Annotated in this window: 24 protein-coding genes; 11 read left to right on the forward strand and 13 right to left on the reverse strand. The window is 72.4% G+C overall.

Features of this window, described 5'->3' with window-relative positions; translation table 11 throughout:
• Window positions 1–39: 39 nt before the first annotated feature.
• The 7 genes from crtI to ACYVF7_RS12100 all read left to right on the forward strand — a co-directional run bounded on the left by crtI (window position 40) and on the right by ACYVF7_RS12100 (window position 6,950).
• Entirely contained in the window at window positions 40–1,587 is a 1,548-nt protein-coding gene (gene crtI / locus ACYVF7_RS12070; protein WP_460338899.1) for a phytoene desaturase family protein, read from the forward strand.
• Entirely contained in the window at window positions 1,584–2,579 is a 996-nt protein-coding gene (locus ACYVF7_RS12075; RefSeq protein ID WP_460338901.1) for a phytoene/squalene synthase family protein, read from the forward strand. Before crtI ends, ACYVF7_RS12075 begins: the two co-directional genes overlap by 4 nt.
• 2 nt (window positions 2,580–2,581) lie before the next feature.
• Window positions 2,582–2,923, forward strand: a complete 342-nt coding sequence (locus ACYVF7_RS12080; protein ID WP_460338903.1) for a lycopene cyclase domain-containing protein — start codon at window positions 2,582–2,584, stop codon at window positions 2,921–2,923.
• 435 nt (window positions 2,924–3,358) lie between these two features.
• Window positions 3,359–3,691: a lycopene cyclase domain-containing protein gene (locus ACYVF7_RS12085; protein WP_460338905.1), complete on the forward strand. Its 333-nt coding sequence runs from the start codon at window positions 3,359–3,361 to the stop codon at window positions 3,689–3,691.
• The gene (locus ACYVF7_RS12090; protein WP_460338907.1) at window positions 3,688–4,386 is read left to right on the forward strand and encodes a class I SAM-dependent methyltransferase; all 699 of its coding nucleotides are present in this window, start codon (window positions 3,688–3,690) and stop codon (window positions 4,384–4,386) included. The genes ACYVF7_RS12085 and ACYVF7_RS12090 overlap by 4 nt, the downstream gene beginning before the upstream one ends.
• 338 nt (window positions 4,387–4,724) lie before the next feature.
• Window positions 4,725–6,305, forward strand: coding sequence for an FAD-dependent oxidoreductase (locus tag ACYVF7_RS12095; RefSeq protein ID WP_460338908.1), 1,581 nt, complete (start codon window positions 4,725–4,727; stop codon window positions 6,303–6,305).
• Between the two features lie 108 nt (window positions 6,306–6,413).
• Complete coding sequence (locus ACYVF7_RS12100; RefSeq protein WP_460338910.1) at window positions 6,414–6,950, forward strand: TetR/AcrR family transcriptional regulator; 537 nt, start codon at window positions 6,414–6,416, stop codon at window positions 6,948–6,950.
• A 74-nt stretch (window positions 6,951–7,024) separates the two neighbouring features.
• Here the strand turns inward: ACYVF7_RS12100 and ACYVF7_RS12105 are convergent, their stop codons facing one another.
• Window positions 7,025–8,026, reverse strand: coding sequence for a DUF5914 domain-containing protein (locus ACYVF7_RS12105; protein ID WP_460338912.1), 1,002 nt, complete (start codon window positions 8,024–8,026; stop codon window positions 7,025–7,027).
• A gap of 412 nt (window positions 8,027–8,438) precedes the next feature.
• On the opposite strand from ACYVF7_RS12105, the gene ACYVF7_RS12110 reads away from it, so the two are divergent.
• Window positions 8,439–8,672, forward strand: a complete 234-nt coding sequence (locus ACYVF7_RS12110; protein ID WP_460338914.1) for a WhiB family transcriptional regulator — start codon at window positions 8,439–8,441, stop codon at window positions 8,670–8,672.
• A gap of 63 nt (window positions 8,673–8,735) precedes the next feature.
• On the opposite strand, the gene ACYVF7_RS12115 is transcribed toward ACYVF7_RS12110, so the two are convergent.
• Complete coding sequence (locus ACYVF7_RS12115) at window positions 8,736–9,245, reverse strand: DoxX family protein (protein ID WP_460338916.1); 510 nt, start codon at window positions 9,243–9,245, stop codon at window positions 8,736–8,738.
• A 250-nt stretch (window positions 9,246–9,495) separates the two neighbouring features.
• Here ACYVF7_RS12115 and ACYVF7_RS12120 point away from each other — a divergent pair, with 250 nt between their 5' ends.
• Window positions 9,496–9,834: a YciI family protein gene (locus ACYVF7_RS12120; protein WP_460338918.1), complete on the forward strand. Its 339-nt coding sequence runs from the start codon at window positions 9,496–9,498 to the stop codon at window positions 9,832–9,834.
• Window positions 9,835–10,005: 171 nt separating this feature from the next.
• Entirely contained in the window at window positions 10,006–11,274 is a 1,269-nt protein-coding gene (locus ACYVF7_RS12125; RefSeq protein WP_460338920.1) for an RNA polymerase sigma factor, read from the forward strand.
• Window positions 11,275–11,420: 146 nt separating this feature from the next.
• Here ACYVF7_RS12125 and ACYVF7_RS12130 read toward each other — a convergent pair whose 3' ends face one another.
• The 10 genes from ACYVF7_RS12130 to ACYVF7_RS12175 form a co-directional block, all read right to left on the reverse strand.
• Complete coding sequence (locus ACYVF7_RS12130) at window positions 11,421–13,979, reverse strand: ATP-dependent Clp protease ATP-binding subunit (protein ID WP_460338922.1); 2,559 nt, start codon at window positions 13,977–13,979, stop codon at window positions 11,421–11,423.
• 88 nt (window positions 13,980–14,067) lie between these two features.
• Window positions 14,068–14,313, reverse strand: coding sequence for a hypothetical protein (locus ACYVF7_RS12135; protein WP_460338924.1), 246 nt, complete (start codon window positions 14,311–14,313; stop codon window positions 14,068–14,070).
• Entirely contained in the window at window positions 14,310–16,346 is a 2,037-nt protein-coding gene (locus ACYVF7_RS12140) for a xanthine dehydrogenase family protein molybdopterin-binding subunit (protein WP_460338926.1), read from the reverse strand. The genes ACYVF7_RS12135 and ACYVF7_RS12140 overlap by 4 nt, the downstream gene beginning before the upstream one ends.
• On the reverse strand, window positions 16,343–17,314 hold the full coding sequence (locus tag ACYVF7_RS12145; protein WP_460338927.1) for an FAD binding domain-containing protein: 972 nt from the start codon (window positions 17,312–17,314) through the stop codon (window positions 16,343–16,345). The genes ACYVF7_RS12140 and ACYVF7_RS12145 overlap by 4 nt, the downstream gene beginning before the upstream one ends.
• Window positions 17,311–17,802 carry a (2Fe-2S)-binding protein gene (locus ACYVF7_RS12150; RefSeq protein ID WP_460338929.1) on the reverse strand — a complete coding sequence of 164 codons (492 nt, stop codon included), beginning with the start codon at window positions 17,800–17,802 and terminating at the stop codon, window positions 17,311–17,313. The genes ACYVF7_RS12145 and ACYVF7_RS12150 overlap by 4 nt, the downstream gene beginning before the upstream one ends.
• A 30-nt stretch (window positions 17,803–17,832) precedes the next feature.
• Window positions 17,833–19,296: an MFS transporter gene (locus ACYVF7_RS12155; RefSeq protein ID WP_460338931.1), complete on the reverse strand. Its 1,464-nt coding sequence runs from the start codon at window positions 19,294–19,296 to the stop codon at window positions 17,833–17,835.
• Between the two features lie 74 nt (window positions 19,297–19,370).
• Complete coding sequence (locus ACYVF7_RS12160) at window positions 19,371–20,210, reverse strand: methyltransferase domain-containing protein (protein ID WP_460338933.1); 840 nt, start codon at window positions 20,208–20,210, stop codon at window positions 19,371–19,373.
• A complete protein-coding gene (locus ACYVF7_RS12165; protein ID WP_460338935.1) occupies window positions 20,207–22,804 on the reverse strand; it encodes a class III lanthionine synthetase LanKC N-terminal domain-containing protein in 2,598 nt (865 codons plus the stop codon). Before ACYVF7_RS12165 ends, ACYVF7_RS12160 begins: the two co-directional genes overlap by 4 nt.
• Window positions 22,805–22,836: 32 nt before the next feature.
• Window positions 22,837–23,085 carry a hypothetical protein gene (locus ACYVF7_RS12170; RefSeq protein WP_460338937.1) on the reverse strand — a complete coding sequence of 83 codons (249 nt, stop codon included), beginning with the start codon at window positions 23,083–23,085 and terminating at the stop codon, window positions 22,837–22,839.
• Between the two features lie 218 nt (window positions 23,086–23,303).
• Window positions 23,304–23,936, reverse strand: coding sequence for a GH12 family glycosyl hydrolase domain-containing protein (locus ACYVF7_RS12175; protein ID WP_460338939.1), 633 nt, complete (start codon window positions 23,934–23,936; stop codon window positions 23,304–23,306).
• A gap of 480 nt (window positions 23,937–24,416) precedes the next feature.
• Here ACYVF7_RS12175 and ACYVF7_RS12180 point away from each other — a divergent pair, with 480 nt between their 5' ends.
• Entirely contained in the window at window positions 24,417–25,157 is a 741-nt protein-coding gene (locus tag ACYVF7_RS12180) for a TetR/AcrR family transcriptional regulator (RefSeq protein ID WP_460338941.1), read from the forward strand.
• On the opposite strand, the gene ACYVF7_RS12185 is transcribed toward ACYVF7_RS12180, so the two are convergent.
• Window positions 25,154–25,783, reverse strand: coding sequence for a TetR/AcrR family transcriptional regulator (locus tag ACYVF7_RS12185; protein WP_460338943.1), 630 nt, complete (start codon window positions 25,781–25,783; stop codon window positions 25,154–25,156). The genes ACYVF7_RS12180 and ACYVF7_RS12185 overlap by 4 nt on opposite strands.
• Between the last annotated feature and the right edge of the window lie 161 nt (window positions 25,784–25,944).

The following is a 25,944-nucleotide window of genomic DNA, read 5'->3' on the forward strand; positions in this document are numbered from 1 at the left end:
TTGCGCTTCGGTCCGGGAGATCCCGGGTACGCGAGGGGCATGCGCACCGTCGCCGGGAGGACCGACCGGATCGTGGTGATCGGCGCGGGACTGTCCGGACTGGCCGCCGCGCTCCACCTCGCCGGGCGGGGCCGGGGGGTCACCGTCGTCGAGCGGGCCCCGGTGCCCGGCGGGCGCGCCGGCCGCCACGACGCGCACGGCCATCACATGGACACCGGGCCGACCGTCCTGACGATGCCCGGAATCGTCGGCGACACGCTCGCGGCGGTCGGCGAGTCACTCGCCGACCGGCTGCCGCTGGTACGGCTGGACCCCGCCTACCGGGCCCGTTTCGCCGACGGGACCAGCCTCGACGTCCACACCGACGCCGAGGCGATGACCGAGGCGGTACGCGTCTTCGCCGGACCGGCGGAGGCGGCCGGCTACCGGCGGCTCCGGCGCTGGCTGACCCGGCTGCACGAGGTCGAGTACGCGGCGTTCATCGCGGCGAACGTCGACTCACCGCTCGGCCTGCTGACGCCCCGGCTCGCACGGCTCGCGGCGCTCGGCGGGTTCGGCCGGTGGGACCGGGCCGTCGGACGGTTCCTCCGCGACGAGCGGCTCCGCCGGATCTTCACCTTCCAGGCGCTGTACGCCGGTCTGGCGCCGCGCCGGGCGCTCGCTCTCTACGCAGTGATCGCGTACATGGACACCGTCGGCGGCGTGTACTTCCCGCTCGGCGGGATGCGGGCGCTGCCCGACGCCCTGGCCGGCGCGGCGGCTGACGCCGGCGTCGCCTTCCGGTACGCGACGGCGGTCGCGTCCCTGGAGCGCCGGGGCCGTCGCGTCACCGCCGTACGCACCGAGCGAGGCGAACGGCTCGCGTGCGACGCGGTCGTGCTCAGCTGTGACCTGCCGGAGGCGTACCGGCTCCTGGGCGGGACACCACGCCGCCCGTGGCGGCTGCGGTTCGCGCCCTCGGCGGTCGTGGCGCACCTGGCCGCACCCGGCGCCTGGGCGGGGACCGGCCACCACACTCTCCTGTTCGGCCAGGCGTGGGAGGCGGCGTTCGACGACCTTGTCCGCGACGGCCGCCTCATGCGCGACCCGTCGCTACTGCTGACCCGGCCGACCGCCACGGACCCGTCCCTCGCACCGCCCGGACGGCAGCTGGTGTCCCTCCTCGCCCCCGTCCCCAACCTGAACGACGGCCCCTTCGACTGGGACCGCGCCGGCCCGGCGTACGTGGCCGAACTCATCGACGTGGTGGCGGGCCGCCTCGGCTTCGCCCCCAGCACCGTCGACACACTGCACGTCCTCACGCCCGCCGACTGGCGACGGCAGGGACTGGCCGCCGGGACACCGTTCAGCCTGGCGCACACCTTCCCCCAGACCGGACCGTTCCGTCCCGCGAACCTGCCACGCACGGCCGACAACGCGGTACTGGCAGGCTGCGGCACCGTCCCCGGCGTCGGCGTCCCCACGGCCCTACTGTCAGGCCGTCTCGCCGCGGACCGCATCACCGGCGTCTTGGCGGGCCGTACGCGCCGTGCCGTCATCGGCCCGGACCATCGGCGTGTCCCCGATCCCGCGAGCGACCGCCGATGACGGACCTTGCCCGGCGCGCTGGAGAAGACGGCTGCCCGAAGACGGCGGCAAGCCGCCGTGAACTCGACGCCGCGGGGATCACCGATCCCGCGCTCCAGGCTGCCTACGTCCGCTGCCGTGCGCTCAATGCCCAGCACGGCCGGACCTACTTCCTCGCGACGCGGTTGCTGCCGCCCTCCCGGCGGCCCGCCGTGCACGCGCTGTACGGCTTCGCCCGGTACACCGACGACCTCGTCGATGAGCCCGCGGCCCACCACGGCCCCGACCAGGTCGCCGCCCTGCTCGACGACGTCGCTGACGCGCTCACCGTCGGGCTGCGGACGGGTCGCAGCGACCATCCGGTCCTGGCAGCCGTCGTCCACACCGCGACCATGTTCGGCATCCCCGGCGGCCTGTTCGTCGCGTTCCTGCGTTCCATGCGGATGGACCTCAGCGTCACCGCCTACCCGACCCGGGCGGCGCTGCGCGAGTACATGTACGGGTCCGCCGAGGCCATCGGCCTGCAGATGCTGCCCGTACTCGGCACGGTGGGCGACCCGTCCGAGGCCGCGCCCCGCGCCGCCGCCCTCGGACGCGCCTTCCAGCTCACCAACTTCCTGCGCGATGTCAGCGAGGACCTCGACCGCGGCCGGGTGTACCTGCCCGCCGACGAGCTCGCGGCGTACGGCGTCGACCGCGAGCTACTCGGCTGGTGCCGGCGTACGGGCCGCGTCGACCCGCGGGTGCGACGCGCGCTGGCGGACCAGGTCGGCCGTACCCGCGCGGTCTACCGGCTGGCCCGCCCGGGGATCGCGCTCCTGGACCCGGCCGCCCGGTCCTGTGTCGCCACCGCATGCGCGCTGTACGCCCGCATCCTCGACGGGATCGAGGACAACGACTACAACGTCTTCGCCGGCCGGATCACCGTCGGTACCGGTCGGCGCCTCGCCCTCGCCGGCACCGCGTTCACCCGCGCCCTGGGGGTCCGCACCGTCCACGGCCGGAGGGGATGACCGTGGACCATCTGCGTTACCTGCTGCTGCTGGCCGGCTGCCTGGCGGTCACATTGCCCCTGGAACCATCCGCCCGCGTCTACCGGCGACCGGCCCGCCTGGCGCGCGCCGTACTGCCGGTCGCGGCGGTCTTCCTCGCCTGGGACGCCGTGGCGATCGCGGCCCGCGTCTGGTGGTACGACCCGCGCCACCTCGTCGGCGTCACGCTGCCGCTGTCAGTGCCGCTGGAGGAGGCGCTGTTCTTCCTCGTCGTCCCCGTATGCGCGGTCCTGACCCTGGAGGCCGTACGGCGCCTGTCCTCGGTCCTGCGCCGGGCCCCGCACCCCTCGGAGCCAGGACGATGACCGGGTCCGAGGCACCGCGCTGCCCTCGGAACGGCGACGATGACCGGGTTCGGGCGCGCCGTGCCGCCGTCGGAGCCGGGGCGCGTGCCCTTGGGCACGGCTGCTGTCGGAGCGGGGGCGTGCACGGATTCGGGGGCGTTGTGCTGCCGCCGAAGCCGGGATGGATGACGCCGGGGACCGTGGCGCTGTCGGAGCGGGGACGATGACCGGGTTCGGTGTGCGCCGTGCCACCGCTGGAGCCGGGACGGGCGCCCCTGGCCATGGCTGCTGTCGGAGCGGGGGCGATGTGAGCATTCGGGGATGTTGCGCTGCCGTCAGAGCCGTGACGGCTGACGCCGGGCAGCATGCTACGGCCGGCGCGGGAACGATGAGCGGGTTCGGGCGCACGACGCTGTTGCCGGGGCCGGGGCCGGGGCCGGGGCCGGGGCCGGGGCGATGACCGGCCTCGGATACACCGTTCCGGCGCTGCTGGCGGTGCCCGCCGTGGTCGCCGTCGAGCGCTGGTGGCTGCGCACGGGGCTGTTCCGCCGCCCGGCCTACTGGCTCACGATGGTCATCGTCTTCGGTTTCCAGATCGTCGTCGACGGCAGGCTGACGACGCTGTCCGCGCCCGTCGTCGTGTACGACCCCCACGCCATCACCGGGCTGCGTTTCCCATTCGACATCCCCGTCGAGGACTTTCTGTTCGGCTTCGCCCTCGTCACGGCCACCCTGCTCGGCTGGGAGTACGGGCGACCGGAGAACGGGCGACCGGAGACGCGTCGATGACCGGACTCCCGGACGTGTCCGGCGCGTTCGACCGCCACGCCGCGGCGTACGACCGGCTCGTCGGCGCGAACCCCGGCTACCACGCCGACCTGCGGCGCGCCGCCCGCGCGTTCGCCCTGTCGGCAGGCGGCACGGGGGCTCGGCTGCTCGACCTCGGCTGCGGTACGGGCGCCTCCACCGCCGCGCTGCTGGCCGCCGCCCCGTACGCCGAGATCACCGGTGTGGACGCCTCGGCCGGGATGCTCGCCCGGGCCCGCGCCAAACCGTGGCCCGCGACCGTGCGGTTCGTCCGCGGCCGGGCGGAGGAGCCACCGGTCGCCGGGCCGTTCGACGGCGTCTTCGCCGCCTACCTCATCCGCAACCTCGCCGACCCGGACGCGGTCCTCGCGGTGCTCCGGGCACTGCTGCGCCCCGGTGGCGTCCTCGTCGTCCACGACTACGCGCTGCGCGACGGGCCGGTCGCGCGGCTGGTGTGGCACGCCGTCTGCTGGGGCGTCATCATCCCGGCCGGCCGACTGGCCACGGGCGACGCACGCCTGTACCGCCATCTGTGGCGCAGCGCCCTCGACTTCGACTCCCCGGAGGGCTTCGCCGACCGGCTGCGCCGCGCGGGGCTCACCGGCGTACGGATCCGTACGGCCGGCGGCTGGCAGCGCGGCATCGCCCACACGTTCCGCGCGGAGGTGTCGTCGTGAGTCGAGACGCCGGGTGTGCGCATGCCTTTTGGGTGGAGGTGTCGTGGTGAGCCGTGACGCCGGGTGTGCGCATGCCTTTTGGGTGGAGGTGTCGTGGTGAGCCGTGACGCCGGGTGTGTACGCGTTTCGGGCGGGGGGTGCTGGTGTGGGCCGTGACCACGGGTGCGTGCGCATCTTCCGCGCGGGGGTGCCGTGGTGAGCCGAGACGCCAGGTGTGCGCACATCGTCCGGGCGGAAGTGCCGTCGTGACCACAGGCGTGTGCACACCTGCGGTGGGGAGGTGCTGGTGTGAGCCGTGACCGCTGGCGTGTGCACACCTTTCGCGCGGAGGTGCTGGTGTGAGCCGCGACCGCAGGCGTGTGTTCCACCCGGCGTCGCAGGGGCGCCCGCACGCCGACGGGCTGGCCGAGCGGCCGCGCGCCGTCGTCGTCGGAGGCGGGATAGCCGGGCTCACCGCCGCCACCGCGCTCGCCGAGCGTGGCGTCGCCGTCGACCTTTACGAGCGCGAGGGCCACCTGGGCGGGCGGGCCGGGGGCTGGAGCACGACCCTGCCCGATGGCGCGCGTGTCGGTATGAGCCGAGGCTTTCACGCCTTCTTCCGGCAGTACTACAACCTGCGCGCCCTGCTGCGCCGCACCGATCCGCACCTCGCCGGGCTGGTCGCGGTGCCGGATTACCCGCTGCGCGACGCGGCCGGGCGCGTCGACACGTTCCGCGGCCTGCCGGCCACCCCGCCCTGGAACGCCCTCGCCTTCGCCCTCCGCAGCCCGACATTCAGGGCACGGGACCTGCTGCGCTTGAACGCCCGCGCGGCGCTCCCGCTCCTGAACGTCACGGTGCCCGGCACGTACCGGGAGCTGGACCACCTCGACGCCGAGGAGTTCCTGGCCCGGCTGCGCTTCCCGGCCGCCGCCCGGCACCTGGCGTTCGAGGTGTTCTCCCGCAGTTTCTTCGCTCCATCGGACCGGCTGTCCGCCGCCGAACTGGCCGTGATGTTCCACCTGTACTTCCTCGGCTCGGCTGAGGGCCTGCTGTTCGACGTGCCGCGCCGTCCGCTTTCGGAGCTGTGGGCGTCGGTGGCCCACCACCTGACGGAGCTCGGCGCGCGGGTGCACACCGGCACCCAGGTCGGCGCCGTCCGTCCCCTGGCGAACGGCTTCGTGGTGGAGGTGGGGCACACCGTCCACGCGGGGCACACCGTCTATGCGCGGCACACTGTCCACGCGGAACACACTGTCCACGCTGGGCGTACGGTCCGCGCCGACGCGGTCGTGCTGGCTCTCGACGTGCCCGGTCTGCGTGACCTCGTCGCGGCCTCCCCGGAGCTCGGCGACCCGGAGTGGCGGCGGCGCGTCGCCGCCCTGGCCACCGCGCCGCCGTACCTCGTGCGCCGCCTCTGGCTCGACCGGCCGGTCGCGTCGCAGCGGCCGGCGTTCCTGGCCACCGGCGGCCTGCCGCCCCTCGACAACGTGAGTGTGCTGAACCGCTATGACGAGGAGGCCGCGTCGTGGGCCCGCTCCACCGGCGGGGCCGTCGTGGAACTGCACGCCTACGCGGCGACCGGCGCGCGGGAGGCGACCTCCGCGCGCCTGCTACGACGTCTCCGTGAGGTGTATCCCGAGACGAGGCAGGCGCGGGTGGTCGGCGACCTGGTCGAATGGCGGCAGGACTGCCCGCTGTTCGCGCCGGGCACGTTCGCCGGGCGGCCCTCGGTGGCCGGGCCGGTGCCCGGCCTCGTGCTGGCCGGCGACGGCGTCCGCGTCGATCTGCCCGTCGCTTTGATGGAACGCGCGGCCACCACCGGCTGGCAGGCCGCCAACCGGCTCCTGGCCCGCTGGGGCCTGGCCGGGCATCCGCTGACCACCGTCCCGCTCCAAGGTCGCCTGGCGCCCTTCCGCGCCCTGGCGCGGATCGGCTGATTGGACTACCAAGTCCAGAAGGTCCTACCGTCGACCCATGGCACTCACCGCGAAGGGCCGGGCGACCAGGCAGCGCATCATCGAGGGCGCGGCGACGACCCCGCAGGTGTGACGCTCGACGACATCCGGGCCATCACCGGCACCAGCAAGAGCCAGATCTTCCACTACTTCCCGAACGGCAAGGAAGAGCTTCTTCTCGCCGTCGCACGGTACGAGGCCGACCGTGTTCTCGATGACCAGCAGCCGCACCTCGGCGCCCTCGCCTCCTGGGCGGCCTGGAAACGCTGGCGGGACGCGGTCGTCGCGCGCTATCGAGCACAAGGGAGGAACTGCCAGCTGGGGGCGTTGATGGGCCAGGTCGGGAGCACCCCGGGCGCGGCCGAAGTGGTCACCACGCTCCTCGCCCAGTGGCACGCCCACGTCGAGCGGGGAATCACCGACATGCAGGCCGTCGGCCTGGTGCGCGGCGGCCTTCATCGCGGGCATCCAGGGCGGCGTCCAGGTGCTCCGCTCCACGGGGAGCACCGAACACCTGGAGGCGACGCTGGACACCCTCATCGACCACCTGCGAGGCGCCTGATCAAGTTTGGACTTGCCGGTCCAAAATCGACGTATCAGCGATCGCCGTACCCGCGATCGACATAACCGGGTAACCCGCGGTCGATGTAGTCCGCGATCGACGTGGGTGCCCGCAGGGCCGTCCCGGTCCGTCGTTCCCGTCAGGACGGCCCGGCGCGTAGGGCGTACCGGCGTTCGGCGTAGGCGAGGTCGTCGCGCCACAGTCGCCTCGCCGCGCGCCGCATCATCGGGCGCAGCACAGGGGACGCCAGCCGCGCGACCGCGAACCCGGGACGGTCCGAAGTGGCGATCGCCGCCTCGATCACCGCGGTACGGGGGCGGCCGTCGCGGCCGGGCCCCAGCGGGGTGGCGTGCGTCTCCACCACGCTGCCGACGCCCTCGCCGTCGACGATGCGCATCACCACCGTCCGAAGATCCGGGCTGGTGAACTCCGCCAGCACCGGCACGCCCAGGCGCGGCCCCACCCGGTACGTCACCTCCACCAGGAACCGGTCGTCCCCGGCGTCGGCGCGCGGGGCCTGGACCACGCGCAGCCGGGCGAAGGAGTACGGGTGGAACCAGGCGCCGTGCCACGGGTCGAGCCGGTTGGCGACCACGTCCTCGGGCTCGCAGACCCCGACCGCCCGGATCACGGCGGTGACACCGCGCTCCAGGCGCGGGCGGGCCGGTAGGACCGGCCAGGGCAGCGGTACCTCACCCGCCTGGTCGAGCCGGACCCAGACCAGGACGCCGTCGTCGTGGCAGGGCAGTGGCCGCCAGCCCGGCCCGCCCTCCGGGGGCAGCCGCAGGCCGTGCCACCGGCACACCAGGTCCCCGCACACCACCCGTGCGCCGGCCAGCGGTGCTCCCAGGTGCGGGCACGCTCCCGGACCGGCCGCCACCGCGCCCGACCCGCCCCGCCAGAGCACCAGCTCCCGCCCGAGGACACGGAGCCCGGCCGGGCGGTCGGCCCGTATGTCGCGGCTCGCGGCGACCGCGAACCAGTTCCCGGCGGGCCGCGCCTGCGCCCGCTTCAGCGCCGCCGCGATCACGGCCGGATCGGCGTCGCCGACCGTCGGCTCCTGTTCCGCCCAGCGCACGCGCGGCCGTGACCGTACCGGCCACCGCGCCGGCCGTCGTACCTGGTCATCGCGGTCCGCCACCCGTGCCCCCTCCGGCGTTCTCCCCGTCCCGGCCCCGCCCGAACCGGAGACCTGCCCGGCGGCGGACGTGGTCGGCGGCTTCTGCGCCGGAGGCGCGGCACGGCGCCAGGGCCGCTCGCGGCCGGCCGCAAGCGCAGGCCCGGCCCTGGGAGGCGCCCCGCGACGGCCCGGCCCCCGGAAGCGCAGCGCGGTGGCCCGGCCGCGCTCGCGGCCGACCGCGTGCGCCGACCGCGGTCGGGTCGAGGCTGGACGAGTGCCCTATCCGTTCGGTTATAGATGCCTTACCTGTCGTTTAGGGGTGCATAGGGGCAGGTGTGGCGGGAAGGTGGGCGTTCTCGGTCAGGCAGCGGCCGGGATACCGACCAGCCCTAATCTCGTTGGGACCATCTCAATGCTCTTGGACGTCGCGTGGATGAATCACGCAGAATGCCAGAAGGCCGACCCGGAGCTGTTCTTCCCGATCGGCAATCCCACCCCGGGCCAGGTGGCCGAGGCGCGTGCGGTCTGCGAACGGTGCCCGGTGCGCGCCGACTGCCTGAACTACTCGCTGGAGACCGCGCAGCGGCACGGCATCTGGGGCGGGACCGACGAGGAGGAACGCCGGCTCATGCGGGCCAAGGGCAGATCGCACTCGGGGATGAGATAGCAGTCAATGCCGAAGGACCGGCCAGACGCTCAGAACGTCCGACCGGTCCTCCAGAGCCCGGCCTCAGCGCCGGAACACGGCGGCCGGCGAAACGGCCTGCGGCATCCGTACCCGGGCGATCACGGCGAACGCCACGCCCAGCACCGCCGGGAACCACGCCCACGCGGGCTCGAGGACGAGCACCTGGGTCAGGACCGCGCCGATCATGAGACCGATGAGGCCGAGCGCGGCCCAGGCGGCGAGGCGGGGGATGAGCAGGCCGATGGCGCCGGCGGCCTCGACGGTGCCGGTGACGTAGCGGAACCACTGGCCCCAGCCGATCTTCGCGAACGTCTCGACCGCGTCCCGCTGCCCGGCGAACTTCGGCGCGGCCGAGGCGATCAGCAGGAACGCGGCCAGCAGGATCTGGATCGTCCACAGCGCGATGGTCGCCGCGCGCTTTCCGGTCGTACGGGGGGCGGCGAAGGTGTCGGTGGCGAGCATGGCGTCTTCTTCCTTTCGAAGGCGTACGGGAACGCGGACGAGACCGGGTGCGCCGCGGCCGCCGGCTGCGGTCGCCTCGCCGGGGTTCACGGAGCGTCTCTCCCGGCCTCTGCTCACGCGTCGAACGGCGGATCCCCGAATCGACACCCGGTCGAAGATTTTTTTTGAGGAGGATCTCGGGGCATGCCCGCCCCGCTTTCATCCGCCGTGGACAGGTCGGTAGAAAAAAGTTCTACTTGCGTGTCGATCCGGCCGGGGTCTGTTCGACGCGTGAGCAGAGGCGGGGAAGAGCCGGCCGGACCGTACGGCGACCGCCTCCCGAACAGCAAGGAGAACGACGATGCGGTTTCTGCTGATGACCAAGGACGACGGGCAGTCGGCGGGCGGTCCGCCGGACGAGAAGCTCATGGCCGAGATGGGCGCGTTCATCGACGAGATGACCCGCGCGGGCGTGCTGCTGGCGACCGGCGGGCTCAACCCGCACGGCACCTACATCAAGTCCGAGGGCGGCAAGATCACCGTCACGGACGGGCCTTTCACCGAGGCGAAGGAGGCCGTCGTCGGCTTCGCCCTCATCGAGGTCCGTACGAAGGAGGAGGCCATCGAGCTGTCCAAGCGGTTCTGGCAGCTCGTCGGGGACGGCGAGGGCGAGATCCGCGAGGTGTTCGGCCCGGCCTAACAGGAAAAGAGGGACAGGCGTTCCCCGGGAGGGCCACGGCCCCGCATCCCGACACGGGTGCGGGGCCGTGCTCATCTCGGCAGGGGTCATGCCCAGTCCTCGCCCCAGCGGCGACGCGCGGGCCGGCGGCCGGGTTGCGCCGGCGATGGTGGCAGTGCTCTGATCGGCCAAGTGACGGCAACCGAGGTGCACCGGACGATCGACGCCATCTGGCGGCTGGAGTCCGCGCGGATCATCGCCGGGCTCACCCGCATGATGCGCGACGTCGGTGTGGCCGAGGAGCTCGCGCAGGACGCTCTCGTCGCCGCCCTCGAGCAGTGGCCGGAGTCCGGCGTCCCGGACAATCCCGGCGCCTGGCTCATGGCCACCGCCAAGCACCGGGCGATCGACCGCATCCGCCGCGACAAGCGGCTGGAGCTCAAGCAGCAGGAGATCGGCCGGGATCTCGAGACGCGCCCCGACCCGACCGACGCCGAGCTTGAGGCCGCACTCGAGGAGGATCTGGGCGACGATCTGCTGCGCCTGATGTTCATCTCCTGCCATCCGGTGCTCTCCACGGAGGCGCGGGTCGCGCTCACGCTCCGGCTGCTGGGCGGGCTGACGACGGACGAGATCGCCCGGGCGTTCCTCGTCCCCGAGGCGACCGTCGCCCAGCGGATCGTCCGGGCGAAGCGGACCCTCGCCGCGAAGAAGGTCCCGTTCGAGGTGCCGCCGGAGGACGAGCGGGCGGCTCGGCTGTCCTCCGTCCTGGAGGTCCTCTACCTGATCTTCAACGAGGGCTACTCCGCGACGGCCGGCGACGACTGGACGCGGCCCGCGCTCTGCCAGGAGGCCCTGCGGCTCGGCCGGGTCCTGGCCGAGCTCATGCCGCAGGAGCCGGAGATCCACGGCCTCGTCGCCCTGATGGAGATCCAGGCCTCACGCCTGACCGCGCGGGTCGGACCGTCCGGGGAGCCGATCCCGCTCCTGGATCAGGACCGCGCGCGGTGGGACCGGCTGCTCATCCGCCGTGGCTTCGCGGCGCTCCTGCGGGCGGAGGAGATCGGCTCGGGGTTCGGCCCGTACGTGCTGCAGGCCGCGATCGCCGCCTGCCACGCCCAGGCGCACACGGCGGAGGACACGGACTGGGCGCGCATCGCCACCCTGTACGAGGCGCTGGGAAAGGTCGCGCCGTCCCCGGTGGTGGAGCTGAACCGCGCCGTCGCGGTCGCGATGGCGTACGGCCCCGACCGCGGCCTGGAGATCGTCGAGGGGCTGACCGGGGAGCCGGCGTTGAAGGGGTACCACCTGCTGCCGAGCGTGCGCGGTGATCTCCTGGAACGGCTCGGCCGGCGCGACGAGGCCCGTGCCGAGTTCGAGCGCGCGGCGTCACTGACCCGCAATGATCGCGAGCGCACAGTGCTCCTCGACCGGGCCGCCGCCTGCGGCCCGGCGGAGTGACCGGGCCGAACGCGGCGCCCCCCGGTCAGGGCAGGGCGCATGCGTGCGGTACGCCGTTCACGCCACGTGGCCGGCGATGGTTCGGCCAGGCGCGTTCCTCTCCGAGGATGGTCCTCTCTGGAGGAACCCGTCAGCCGTGACCCGAATCAGGATTTCGCGTCGGCGGCCGGTCCGCTCCGCGTGTTCGTGATCTCGAAGTCGATCCGGTCGTCGTGGGCGGTCACCCGGACTTCGTCGCCCGGGTTGAGCCGGCCGCCGAGCAGCAGGCTGGACAGGCGGTTGTCGACCTCCCGCTGGATCGTGCGCCGCAACGGCCGCGCCCCGAACTCCGGCTGGTAGCCGCGCCGCGCCAGCCAGTCCACCGCCTCCTTGGTGAACTCGATCGACAGATCCTGGGCGCGCAGACGGCGGCGGGTCTCGTCCAGCAGCAGGTCGGTGATCTGCCGCAGCTGCTCGGCGTCGAGGCGGCGGAAGACGATGATCTCGTCGATGCGGTTCAGGAACTCCGGCCGGAACGCATCCCGCAGCCGCCGCATGACCCGGTCGCGCAGTGACCCGTCCTCTCCGTCCCGGCCGTCGGAGAAGCCGGTGGCGAGCCCGCCGGTGCCGATGACCTCGGAACCGAGGTTGCTGGTCATGATGATGACGGTGTTGCGGAAGTCGACCGTACGGCCCTGCGCGTCGGTGAGCCGCCCGTCGTCGAGCAGCTGCAGCAGCACGTTGAAGACGTCCGGGTGCGCCTTCTCGATCTCGTCGAGCAGCACGACGGAGTACGGGCGGCGGTGCACGGCCTCGGTGAGCTGGCCGGCCTCCTCGTACCCGACGTAGCCGGGAGGCGCGCCCATCAGGCGGCTGACCGTGTGCCGTTCCTGGAACTCGCTCATGTCGAAGCGCACCATGCGGTCCTGGCTGCCGAACAGCGCCTCAGCCAGCGCGCGGGCCAGTTCGGTCTTGCCCACGCCGGTCGGCCCGAGGAACAGGAAGCTGCCGATCGGCCGGTTCGGGTCGCCGAGCCCGGCGCGGGACCGGCGTACCGCCTCGGCGACCGCGACGACCGCCTCGTCCTGGCCCACCACCCGCTGGTGCAGGTGCTCCTCCAGCCGGATGAGGCGCTCGCGCTCCTCCACGGTGAGCTGCGCGACGGGGATCCCGGTGATCCGCGAGACGACCTCGGCGATGTCCTCGGGGGTGACCTCGGGCACCGAGCCGGTGCCCCCGCCACCGGCCGAGGTGGCGACGTGCCGTTCGAGCTCGGCGATCTCGTCACGGAGCGCGGCGGCCTTCTCGTACTTCTCGTCGGCGACGGCCTGGTCCTTCTCACGACGGCGCTGGTCCAGCTCCTCCTCGAGCCGTCGTACGTCGCGGCCGGGCGTCTTGGTGCGCAGCCGCACGCGGGCGCCGGCCTGGTCGATCAGGTCGATCGCCTTGTCCGGCAGGAACCGGTCGGTGAGGTAGCGGCTCGACAGGTCGACCGCCGCGACCAGCGCCTCGTCGGTGAACCGGACCTGGTGGTGGGCCTCGTACCGATCTCGCAGCCCGCAGAGGATCCCGATGGTGTCCTCGGAGCTCGGCTCGGGCACCAGGATCGGCTGGAAGCGGCGTTCGAGCGCGGCGTCCTTCTCGATGTTCTTGCGGTACTCGTCAACGGTCGTCGCGCCGATGACGTGCAGCTCGCCGCGGGCCAGGGCGGGTTTGAGCATGTTCCCGGCGCTCATGCCGCCCTCGGCCCCACCGGCCGTCACCATCGTGTGGATCTCGTCGATGAACACGATGATCTCGTCGCCGTGCGAGCTGATCTCGTCGACGACCTTCTTCAGCCGCTCCTCGAAGTCGCCCCGGTAGCGGGTGCCGGCCACCAGCCCGGTCAGGTCCAGCTGGATCAGCCGCTTCCCCCGGACGGTCTCGGGGACCTCGCCGTCGGCGATGTGCTGCGCGATGCCCTCGACGATGGCGGTCTTGCCCACCCCGGGGTCGCCGATCAGGACGGGGTTGTTCTTCGTCCGCCGGGACAGCACCTCGATCGTCTGCTCGATCTCCTCGTCGCGGCCCACGACCGGGTCGATCTTCCCCTCGGCGGCCAGCGCGCTGAGGTCGCGCCCGAACTCGTCCAGCGTCGGCGTGTCGGACGGGGGACGCGCGGCGGCGGCGCCGGGCGGGCCGCCGCTCAGGGAGCCACCGCTCAGCGTGCCGCCGCCCACCGCCGACTGCAGCGACTCCGGCGTGATCCGCGCGCCGTGCAGCAGCCGCCCGGCCGGCGACTCGGGGTTGACCGCGAGCGCGAACAGGATGTGCTCCGGGCCGATATAGGAGGACGCCACGGCGCGGGAGACCTGGTGGGCGTCCAGCAGCGCGCGCTTGGCCGAGGGGGTGAGCTGCGCGGAGGTCTGACGGGCCGGGCCGCGGCGCACCTCCTGTTCGACCTGGCGGGCGAGCGCCTCCGGGTCGGCGCCGGCGCGGGCCAGCAACTGCCGTGTCACCTCCTGGCGGGTCGCGGCCCACAGCAGGTGATCGGTGTCCAGGTCGGGGCTGCCCCATTCGGCCGCCTTGACGGCGGCGTCGCGCACGAGTTCGCGGGCGCCTTCGGTCATGAAGCGCGCGATGTTCACGCGGTTCGCTGGCCGTTTCGGCATTCCCGCTCCGAAGAATCGGGCCAGGAACTCCTCGAACGGGTCCGCCCCCCCGCCGCCGTACACTCCTTCGGACATCTCATGACCTCCTCACCAGGCGAGACCCCGGCGTGATCGGATCCGGCGTGCCACCCCTACCCGAGGCGGCGGTGTGAAACGCGTGGGGTCAGCGGTAGTCCTCGTCGAGGCGCGGAGTGGTGGTCCGCTGTTCGACGACGTCCGCCTCGTTGGCGTCGAAGGGGATCTCCTCGGCGGGGGACGGCTCCTCGTCTTCGTCATCCCGCAGATGCTGCTCGATGAAGTCGGCCTCGGGCTCCTCGATGCCCGGATTCTCGTCCGGAACCGGGTCGGCGTGGACGACCTCCCCCGGAGGCGCGGGCTGTCCGCGGTCCGGAAGGTCACGCTCGGTCATCGGAACTCCTCCTTAAGGAGCTTGTCGGGGGTGATGGGCAGGTCGCGTACGCGCCGGCCCGTGGCGTGGAAGACCGCGTTGGCGATCGCGGCGGCGGTGCCGACGATGCCAATCTCCCCGATGCCCTTGGCGCCTATGGGGTTGAGGTGCGGATCGTCCTCGTCGATCCAGACGGCCTCGACGTCGGGGACGTCGGCGCAGGCGGCGACGTGGTACTGGGCGAGGTCGTCGGTGAGGAAGTCACCGAACCGCTCGTCGACGACGGTCTCCTCCATGAGGGCCATGCCGAGGCCCATGGTCATGCCGCCGATGAACTGGGAGCGGGCGAGGACCGGGTCGACGATCCGCCCGGCCGCGAACACGCCGAGCAGCCGCGACACGCGCACCTCGCCCGTGTCCGCGTCGACGCGGACCTCGGCGAACTGCGCCCCGAACGCGTGGCGCGCGAGCTTTGAGTCGGCTTCGACGTCATCGGTGGTGTCGCCGCTGCCGTGCTCGCCGTCCTTCAGCAGTCCCTCGCACGCCTTCACGACGGCCGAACCCCAGGACGCGGTGCCCATCGAGCCGCCCGCGAGCGGGGCCCTCGGCAGCGCGCTGTCACCGACCTCGACCCGCACCCGGTCGGGGGAGACGCCGAGGGTCTGCGCCGCGATCCGGGTCAGCGCGGTACGGGAGCCGGTGCCGATGTCGGCGGCGGCGATCCGGACCACGAAATCGTCCCCCTCGGCCGTGGCCTCGGCCTTCGCGGCGCTGCGCCGGGCGGGGTACGTCGAGGCTGCGACGCCGGTGCCGACGAGCCACCGGCCGTCCCGGCGGCCGCCCAGACCGCGGTGGCGGGGATCCCAGCCGAAGCGGTGGGCCCCCTCCCGCAGGCAGGCGATCAGGTTGCGGGAGCTGAACGGCAGCCCGCTCTCCGGCTCGGTGTCGGGGTCGTTGATGACGCGCAGCTCGATGGGGTCCATCCCGGCGGCGTGGGCGAGCTCGTCCATGGCCGATTCCAGGGCGAACATGCCGGGGCACTCGCCGGGCGCGCGCATCCACGACGGCGTCGGCACGTCCAGCCGGACCAGCCGGTGCGTGGTCCGCAGGTTGGGCGTCGCGTACATCATCCGCGTCACCGCCGCGGCCTGCTCGGCGAACTCCCGTACCGTCGAGGTCTGCTCGACGACGTCGTGGGCCACGGCGGTGAGCCGTCCCGCGGCGTCCGCGCCCAGCCGCAGCCGCTGGATCGTCGGCGTGCGGTACCCGGTGACGTCGAACATCTGCTGCCGCGTCACCGCGACCTTGACCGGCCGGCCCGCAGCCCGCGCGGCGAGGGCGGCGAGGATCGCGGGCGGCCGGGTGGTGCCCTTGCACCCGAACCCGCCGCCCACGTGCGGGGAGATCACCCGCACCCGTTCGGGCGGCAGGCGGAGCACCGCCGCGATCGCGTCCCGGTCCGCGGATGCCCCCTGGGTCGAGTCGTACACCGTCAGCCCGCCGTCCTCCTCCCAGACGGCGAGCGCGGCGTGCGGCTCGATCGGGTTGTTGTGCAGGACCGGCGTGGTGTACGTCGCGTCCACCGTGACCGCCGCGTCCGCCAGCCCGGCGGCGATGTCCCCGTACTCCACGTCGGTCGGCAGCCCCGGGTTGACCGTCTCCGGGCGGTACAGCCCGGGGTGGTCGGGGCGCAGCCGCACGTCGTGCGGCTCGGCGTCGTACTCGATCCGCAGGGCGCCGGCGGCGTCGCGGGCGATCTCGAGCGTCTCGGCGACCACCGCGGCGACGATCTGCCCGTGATAGGCGACCGTAAGGCCCTGGAAGAGCCGCAGCTCCGGATCGTCGACGTCCTCACCGAGCTCCGGGGGATCGTCGCCGGACAGGACGGCGAGCACGCCGGGGACCGCCAGCACCGCCGCCGTGTCGATCGACCGGATCCGCCCGCGCGCGATCGTCGACGGGACGGCGTGGGCGTACGCGACGCCCGGGACGCTGTGCTCGTAGGCGTACGTCGCCCGCCCGGTCACCTTGTCCAGACCCTCGACGCGATTCATGGGAGCAGCTCCAGCAGCGTGCGGACGATCAGATTGCGGGCCAGTGGCACCTTGTAGCCGTTGTGCGGCAGCGGTCGCGCCTGGTCGAGCTCGGCGTCGGCGGCCCGCGCGAACTCCTCCTCGCGGGCCGGAGCGCCGCGCAGTGCCTCCTCGGCGCGGTACGCGCGCCAGGGCGCGTGGGCCACGCCGCCGAGCGCCAGCCGACAGTCGCGGACCGTTCCATCTTCCCCCACGTCGAGCACTGCGGCTATGGAGACCAGCGCGAACGCGAACGACGCGCGCTCGCGGACCTTCCGGTAGCGGGAGGCGCCCGGAGGAGGCGGAGGCAGCTCCACCGCCGTGATCAGATCGCCGGGCTCCAGCACCGTGTCGCGGTCCGGCCGGTCGCCCGGCAGCCGGTGCAGGCCGGGCATCGGGATCGCGCGGTCGCCGCCCGCGCCGGTGACGAGCACGCGCGCGTCCAGGGCGGCCAGCGCCACCGCCATGTCGGAGGGATGGGTGGCCACGCAGTGCTCGGAGTACCCGAGGATCGCCAGGTTGTGGTGATCGCCGTCGATCGCCGGGCAGCCGGACCCCGGCTCGCGCTTGTTGCACGGCTTGGAAACGTCCTGGAAGTACGAGCAGCGGGTCCGCTGCAGCAGGTTGCCGGCGACCGTCGCCATCGCGCGGACCTGCCCGGACGCCCCGGACAGCACGGACCGCGCCAGCATCGGGTAGCGCGCGCGGACGACGGGGTGGACGGCCAGATCGGTGTTGCGCACCGCGGCGCCGACCCGCAGGCCCCCGTCGGCCTCCTCGATCCGGTCGTACGGGAGGCGGCTCACGTCCACGAGACGATCAGGCCGGGCGACGCCCAGCCGCATCAGGTCGACGAGGTTGGTGCCGCCCCCGAGGTACATGGTGCCCGGCCGGTACGCGCCCACCGCCTCGGCCGCGTCGCGGGCCCGCGTGTACTCGAACGGCTTCAACCGGCCACATCCTCGATCGCGGTCACGATGTTGACGTACGCGCCGCACCGGCACAGGTTGCCGCTCATGCGCTCGCGGATCTCCTCCCGCGTGAGCGGGGGATCGGCGGCCATGTCGCCGGTGATCGCGCTCGGCCCCCCTTCGGCGAGCATCCCCGTCGCGGAGCAGAGCTGGCCCGGGGTGCAGTACCCGCACTGGAAGGCGTCGCGCGCGATGAACGCGGCCTGGAGCGGGTGCAGGTCGGACCCGTCGGCCAGGCCCTCGACCGTCGTGATCTCCGAGCCGTCCTGCGCGACGGCCAGCGCGAGGCACGCGTTGGCCCGCCGCCCGTCGATCAGCACGGTGCACGCGCCGCACTGGCCGTGATCGCAGCCCTTCTTGGAGCCGGTCAGGCCGAGGTGCTCACGCAGCAGGTCCAGCAGCGAGACGCGGGTGTCGACGCTCACGGAGCGTTCCGTGCCGTTCACCCGGAGCGTGATCTCCACCATGCGCGCTGCCCTACCCCGGCTCTTTCCCGGTTAACCGCCCGTGACCGGGTGGCGGTCCCGGGCCTGGCGCGCATGCCGCGAATGGGTCTCCAGACGGCCCATGACCAGGTCGGCGACCGCGGCGCACAGGGCGGCGAGCACGTACGCGAGGATGACGAGCAGACCGCGCTGGAAGGCCTCCGCCCAGTTGCCGCGCGTGCCGGCCACCGCGGCGAAGAACACCGCCCCCACCGCCGCGATGCCGACGGCGGTGCCGATCCGCTGCCCCGTCTGGAGCACGCCCGCCGCGCTGCCGCCGCCCTCGGGCGGCACCTCCGACAGGGTGATCGTCTGGTTGGGCGCGATCACCAGGCCGCTGCCGAGCCCGGCCAGGAGGAAGGGCGCGGCGGTGGCCAGGGCGACGTGCCGGCCCGGGTCGGCGTGGACGGCCAGGAGAACGGCCGCCAGTCCCACGGCGACGATCAGGAGACCCGCCGCCACCAGCGGCCGGCCGAACCGCGAGACGACCCGGCCGCCGACGGTCGCCGCGACGCCAGACCCGACCGCGAACGGCGTGATCGACAGGCCGGCCAGGAGCGCGCTGTAGTGCAGGCCGTTCTGCAGATAGAGCGTGAAGATGAAGAAGATCGCGGTGAAGCCCGCGAAGTACAGCAGCGCGATCGCCGAGCCGAGCGCGTACGAGCGGCGGCGGAACAGGCTCAGGTCGATCATCGGCTCGCGGTGCCGCCGCTCCCAGCCGAGGAAGATCGCCAGCATGACGGCTGCGGCGGGCACCAGCAGCCACTTCACATGCCCGTGCCACTGCTGCTCCTGGACGAAGGGCAGCAACATGGCCACCACGCCGACCCCGAGGAGCACGACGCCGACCGGGTCCAGGCTCCGCGGGCGGTGCGTCCTGCTCGGCGCGGGCAGCAGCCGCCAGGCGAGCGGCAGCGCGATCAGCCCGACCGGGAGGTTGACGTAGAACACCCATCGCCAGCCCTCCTGCGGACCGGCGAGCGCGATCAGCGCGCCGCCGATGACCGGGCCGGCGGCGGTGGCGATGCCGATCGTCGCCCCGAGGCTCCCGAACGCCCGGCCCCGCTCAGGTCCGCGGAACATCACCTGGATCAGGCCCGCGATCTGCGGGTTCAGCAGACCTCCGGCCATGCCCTGCACGAGCCGGGCGACGACCAGCCAGACGATGTTCTGGGCGACGCCGGCGGCGACACTGGCCAGGGTGAAGACCATGAGGCCGGCCATGAAGACCGCCCGGCGGCTGCGCGCGTCGCCGAGCCGCCCGGCCGGCACCAGCGTCAGGCCGAACGTCAGGGCGTATCCGCTGAGGATCCACTGCAGCCCGTCCGGCGACGCGTGCAGGCCGGAGCGGATGGACGGCAGCGCGACGTTGACGATGCTGACGTCCAGCAGCGTCATGAACGCGGCGACCAGGCAGATCGCCAGCGCCTTCCAGCGATGACGGAGCGTCTCGTCGGGGGTCTGTTCCGTCGGCATGTGGCTGCTGTGCTCCGCACAGAACCGCCCAAACCACCGCATCTGACACAACCGTCCGCCGAACCCGCCGAGGGTCAGCCGGTTCGGCGAAGGGTGGCGATGTAGATGGCCGTCGAGTTCTTGGAATAGGTGGTGTCGGTGAGTTCCCAGCCGGTGCCGACGGCGAGTTCGGCGAGTTCGCGTGGAGCCAGGCACAGGTAGTGGAACCAGGGCGTCGCCATGTCGTGGTAGCGGATCCGTAGGGTGCGCTGTCCGGCGATGCGGCCTGCCCGCAGGTTCCTTTCGTTGTAGCGCAGTTGAAGCGGGTCGTCGGAGTCGGTCATGTTGTTGCCCTGGCCGACGATGACGGCACCGGGTGCGGCCATCGCGGCCAGCGCCCGCAGAAACCGCGGTGCCCGCTCGCGGCTTTCCAGCAGGCCGAGGTTGGCGCCCAGGAGCAGGAAGCCGTCGTACCGCACCCCGCTCGCCACGTGTTCGTCGACCGTGGTGCGAAGGACGGACCGTATCCCTTGCTGTCGGCACACGTCGAGCGCACCAGGGGAGATGTCGATCGCGGTGACGTCGTGGCCTCGGTCGAGCAGGGCGCGCGCGGCGCGTCCTCCGCCGGCGCCGATGTCCAGGATCTTGCCCTTGAGCAGGTCCAGCGCTCGGCGTTCCTCGTCCGGCCACTGCTCGACGGGGGCGATCCAGGGCGCGACGGGAAGGGACTTCACCAGGCCGTCGTCGCGTTCCGCGATCTGGACGACCGGCGCGGCGTTCTCCGTCAGAGATGCCTGGTAGGCGTCGCGCAGCATGTCCCCGATCGCGTCACCGATGCGCGGACCGGACCCCTCCGCCAGGTCGTCGGGTCCCTGGTCGTCGTGGGGCTCACCTTCCGTGAGGCCGCCACGGGCGCGGATCTCTGGAGCGTTCACGGTGCCTCCGTAGGCTGGAATGGGGACAGGACACCGGGCATGGGAAGGGCCGTTTCGCCGCCCTGCCGGGCGAGCCTGCGGAAGAAGCCCAGGATCCCGGCCAGGCCGGTCGCCAGGGACGCGGCACCGGCCTCGCCCGGACCCTTGACGAAGACCGGGTGGTCGGCCGAACCGGCGCTGCACAGCAGCATCCGCACGGCGACGGCGCGTGCGGCGTCCCAGCGCCGCGGATCATCGTCGAGCAGGGCGAGGTCGATGAGCGCGTCGCCGATGCCGGCGGCGCCGCAGCACTGATCGAGTACGTCGATCCGGGGCAGGGAGAGCTCCATCGCCGTGCCGGCCTCCCTGGCGAGGTCGGTCAGCGCCGGATTCTCGAGGACCGCGCCCGCGTGGAGCAGCGTGTGCGCGATGCCGGCGAGGCCCCGGCACCAAGAGAGGGCGAGCGGCGGCCCGGATCCGTCGCGCGCACGCCGTATCCGGGAACCCGCGTGTTCGGACAACCGCTCGGTGCGCTCGGCGGCCTCGGCGAACAGATGCTGGTCGCCGGTGCGCTCGCCGGCGCCGAGCAGCAGTTCGATCGCGCCCGCGTCACCGCGCGCCAGCCCCGTGACGGAGGTCGCACCGTACGGCGAGGATCCGTCGGCCGTGGAGCCGAGTCCGCCGCCGTCCATGACGTACCGCACGCACCGCTGGACGATGGCGCCGTGAGCCGGGTCGCCATCGTGATCCGACAGCAGAAGGTGACCGATCCCCACACCGGCGGCCCCGGAGATCAGGTCGAGCCCTTCCGGCTCCCACTCCGCATCCGGGATGTACGCCGGGAGGTGATCGCCGGCGAACTCGATGCCGCGGTCGCGCGCCCGGCTCAGGAAGACGTCGACTCCCGTCCGGCCGTGGAACAACCCCGGCGGCAGGTGAGGCGCGGCGCGCGCGGTGGCCGCCGCGAGATCGTGCAGGCAGTCCGCGACGCCCGGCTCACCCACATGCTCCAGGAGCTCGAGGCCGATACCCGCCATCCCGCGGTGGACCTCGGCTCCGCGCGCCCTCGCGGAGCCGGTCAGGAGTGCGCGCGCCTGGCCGACCAGATCGGCGAGAAGGTTCCCCGCGATGTCCGCTGCGAGTTCGGGGGTGACGCTCGGGGGCGCGGGCAGGAACCTTCTCACCTTGCCCGGCGTCCGTACGGAGATCTCTCCGGTCGCGAGCCGCCGTAGTGCGCTCCGGGCGGCGTCGTCGCCGCCGAACAGGTCCACGATGACGCCGATGATTCCGGCCGGCTCCTCGCCGTAAGCGGATCGGATCGCCTGAAGCGCGCGCCGGCGGGGGAGATCTGCGTCGTCTCCCAGCGTGACCGGGCGCAGACCCCACGTCGCGAACAGCAGTGTCATGGCGAGGGTGTGAAGGTCATCGGTGTCCCGCGGCGGCTCGCCACGCGACTGCCGCGCCGGCGCGTAGCCCTTCGTGCCTCCGGAGAGGTACAGACCGTCGAAGCCCGCCACGCCGAAGTCGATGACGCTGACCCGGTCGCCGTCGATCACCACGTTCCGCGGCGAAAGGTCGCGCATGACGACGCCGCGCGCGTGCAGACCCAGGAGGATCTCGGCGAGTCCTCTGCCGAGCCGTTCGAGGGAACGCCCGGTGCCCTGATCCGACCCGATCGGGTACGGTCCCTCGCGGGCGACGTCCTCCGCGAGATTGACGGGGCCGACGTCGGAGGTCACCAGGAACTCGTCCGGCCCGTGCCGGAAGTGATCCAGAAACCGCGGGATCCCGGGGCAGTCCTCGAGGGCCTGGAGGATACGGCGTTCGTTGCGCAGGCGTACGCGGATGTCGCCCACATCCTCCGTTTCGTCCACCAGGGCCCGGGCCTGTTTGATCACGACGTTCGTCCCGTCGCGCTGATCGACGGCACGATAGACATTGCCGCGTGCGGATTCGAAGATTCCCGTGACGACCCGGTAGTGGTGGCCCAGAACCGCCGGTTCCGTCCGGACGGCCTCGTCATCCGCGCGTCGGCCGGTGAACGGATCGACGGCCCAGGCCGGCTGCGCGTATCGAAGGCCGGCGATCCCCTCGAACGCTTCGCCGTCGGGCCCGTCGATCCGGGCGACGTACCCTCGGCCGGAGTCCGCCGGCCTCTGATGCGGGCCGTAGCGGTAGTACACGGGTGCGTCCTCGTCCACCCGCCGGTCGCTGAGCACTCGTGGCCCCTGGTGGCCACGAAGGAGTTCGGCCAGCTCAAGGCCCAGCTCCCGGACGCGCCGCTGGTCCGGATAGATCGTGAAGGCCTTGCCGACGGTCGCCGGGGAGCTGTGCCCGTCGTTCAGCCTCCGCAGTACCCGGCGTGAGCGGGCGAGCTTGAACACACACCCCTCGGCGAGCAACCGGGGAAGAAGCCTCTCCACCAGCTCCGCGAAGGTCGCAGACCGGGAGGAGACATGCAGTTTCCAACCGTGCTCGGCCAGTCGGACCCCGTCGGGATTCACCGTCAGCCACGTCGGGCCGACGTGAACTCCATGGCCGGCCCGGACATGCTCCCTGACGATCTCCTCGATGACGTCGGTGTCTCTCTCCTGCATCTCAGCCACCAATGCCATGACGCCAGGGGAGCATGCCGGACCTCTCGTCCTTAGCGACGACTCATCGCCCAGGTGCTGTCGGCGGCCATGGACCAGCTGGTGTCTCCGGCATCCATCGCCCAGGTGCTGTCGCCGGCCATGGACCAGCTGGTGTCTCCGGCATCCATCGCCCAGGTGCTGTCCCCGGCCATGGACCAGCTGGTGTCGCCCTGCGGCCGGACGGTGTCAGAGAAGTCGACGGTGGGTTCCATCGCCACGGTTCCCGCTTCGCGGGGCTCCAGGGTAAGCAGATCGTTCAACGTGCTGCCTCCACATCTGCGCCGCCCGGCGCGTCTGATGATCTTGCCCTGTATAACCCGCGATGATCTTCGTATCAACCCTTGACGACGGTCGGGCTCGCGGTCCGGTCTTGGGGCGGAGGCATCGTGGCGGTGGCCACGCGGCTCGTCGGCGGCCGGCGGAATCACGGGTGAGGGCCGAGCGGGGGTAACGAACCCTCACCCGCATTCCGCGTTCGTCAGCTGGACGACACCGAGTAACTATTGGTCGTGAAATTCAGGCCGCCGCTCGACGACGTTATCTCGTACCCGAACTGCACGTTTCCGACCGTGACATTGCCGAACCAGCCGGCATTCTTGATCCAGTTGAGCACGGCGCGGATGTCGACGCTGCCGGAGGAGGTATTGCCGGATCGGACGAAGGAGAACACCTGATTCGAGCCGTTGCTGCCTTTGTAGACGCTCCAGGAGTGGCCGCCGACCGAGGCGCTGGTCTGGTACGACCCGAGCGGCCCGACGGCGCCGGTCTTGTTCATCCAGAGCATGATCTCGTACGCGTTGTTGTCGGCCCAGATGTCGTAGGCCGACTCGTACGCTCCGGAGCCCGGGACCGTGACGTTGAAGCTGCTGCTGAGGGAGCCGAGCGAGCTCAGCGACCTGTTGATGGACTTCGAGACGTTGGGATAGGACTTTATCCCCCCGGTGTTCGGGTGGTTCGCCCACACGCCCCAGTTGCTGTAGGAGTTGGCCCAGATCGTCTGCGGGCCGGCTCGCTGCCCCAGACGTCGTTGTAGAGGGTGTAGCCGCCGTTGGACCAGGTGCCCCACTTGTCGGTGGACGACCAGGTCGCCGCCTGGGCGGTCCCGGACCACACGAGGCAGAGCAGGGTGAGGACCAATGCGGGCACCGAGAATCGCGCCGCTTTCATTCGATCGCCTCTCTGTCGAATTGGCGTCGAAGCGCTTCGACATCAATTCGACTGCTGCGGGGAAGAGGGAACCGCGGTGCCCCACACGATAGAAGCCGGATTGCGGACACGCAATGGTCGTTTTACAGTCGTGTTATCGCGATGTTTCGCGCACTGTGGGGCGGTGCCCGGGTCCGGGGACGGCGGCCGGCGTCGGACGCCGCGCGGATGACGCCACGACCGCCGGAGAGGCGCCAGGGCCGCGCGATGGTGTGCCACCTGGCCGTCGGTGGTGCGAAACCGCGTTCCGGGGCCGGGTTCGGCCGAGGCCTCGTGCGTTCCCGGGGCGCGGAAGGTAACCTTTCGGCCGCGGGTACTGGAAGTAGTGTGAGCCGGACACCAGGTGAGCGCCGGCTTACCGGCATCGGGAGAAACGCGCGGGTTCATGGCGAGGCAGTCCGAACGGCCGGTGACGACCGGTGACGCTCCGGCCCTTTCGGCGGCGACCGGCGCGGAGCCGGCACTCCCGGGATCCCGATCGGCTCGCGAGCCCGGCCGCGCCATCAAACCCGGGCGGCACGGGCTGCCGCCGGAGACGGTCGCCGGCATCCAGCGCGACCGGCTCATCGACGCGTTCGTCCAGGTGGTCGCGGAGCACGGCTACGCGCGGACGACCATCGCGAAGATCACCGAAGCCGCCGGGGTGACCAAGAAGACGTTCTATGTCCACTTCACCGAGATGGACGACTGCTTCCTCGCCGCGTACGAGCGCGGGACGGGCATCCTGCTCGACCGGATGACGAACGCCTACCGGGCCGCGCCGTCCTGGCCCGAGGGCATCCGCGGGGGGCTCCGGGCGATGCTCGAGCTGCTGGCCGACGAGCCGCGGTTCGCCCGGGCCGCCCTCGTCGAGGTGAACGCCGCCGGCCCGCGGCTGCGCAAGGCGCGGATCGCGCACCTCGCGAGCTTCCGGCCGTTCTTCGCCGACGCCGCCTACGACCTTCCGTCGCTTCCCACGGTCGTCATCGACGCGATCATCGGCGGGATCTACGGAGCCGTCTACGCCGCCGTGGAGGCGGGGGAGGGAGACCGGCTGCCCGCGTTGCTTCCCTCCCTCGTCTACTTCGCGCTGCTGCCGCTCGGCCGCGAAGAGGCGGCGGCCCAGCTCGACCTGGACACCCCCTAGCCGCGGAAGAACATCAGCGTGAAGTCGGTCAGCGGGTCCAGGAGGCCGGGGAGCTCGGCGGTCCGGTCGCTTTCCACGTAGTTGTAGATCATTGTGTAGACGCCGCCGATGACGGCGTCGCGGATGACGTCGGGTACGCGAGGAATGTCCGGACCGCTCAAGTACGAGCGGAACTTCGCGAGGAAGGCGAGCCGTGCCCGGTGGACGAGTGCGCCCGCGACGCTCGCCTCGATGAGGCACGTCCGCGCGAAGGCCGGTTCGGCGGCCACCAGCTCCAGCACCACCCGGAGGCCGGCCCTGATCCCGGCGGGCCATGACGGCTCCGCCCGGAATGCGGTCTCCGCAGCGGTCAGCAGCACCTCGGTCCCGCGCCGGTACGCGGCCAGGAAGCACTCGTCGAGGTCGCGGAAATGCGCGTGAAAGGCGTTCTCGGGGACTCCGGCCGTGGCCGCGACCTGGCCGACCGTGGTCCGTAAATAGCCGTTCTCGGCCACGACGGCGACGAGCGCGTCGATGAGCCGGGCTCGCTGCCCGGCGCCCGTCGAGCCCGGCCGGGGCCGGCATTGGGGAGGGCGGGCCGGTGGCGGGGCGGGGTCCGGCCCGGCCTTCGGGGTTCCTTCGCGCATGAGGTGATCTCTCGTCGGTGGCGCCTAGATCGCTGTCTATCGCCTGCCGGGGTGGGCGTAAACGGCGAGGAGCCCGCCGATCCCGATTCGGCGGCGGCCGGATCCGGCCGTTGTCCCGGCTGCGGTTGACATGAGACACCGTACGGTTTCTATTTCAAGGA

It is taken from the genome of Actinoallomurus acanthiterrae (assembly GCF_054775715.1).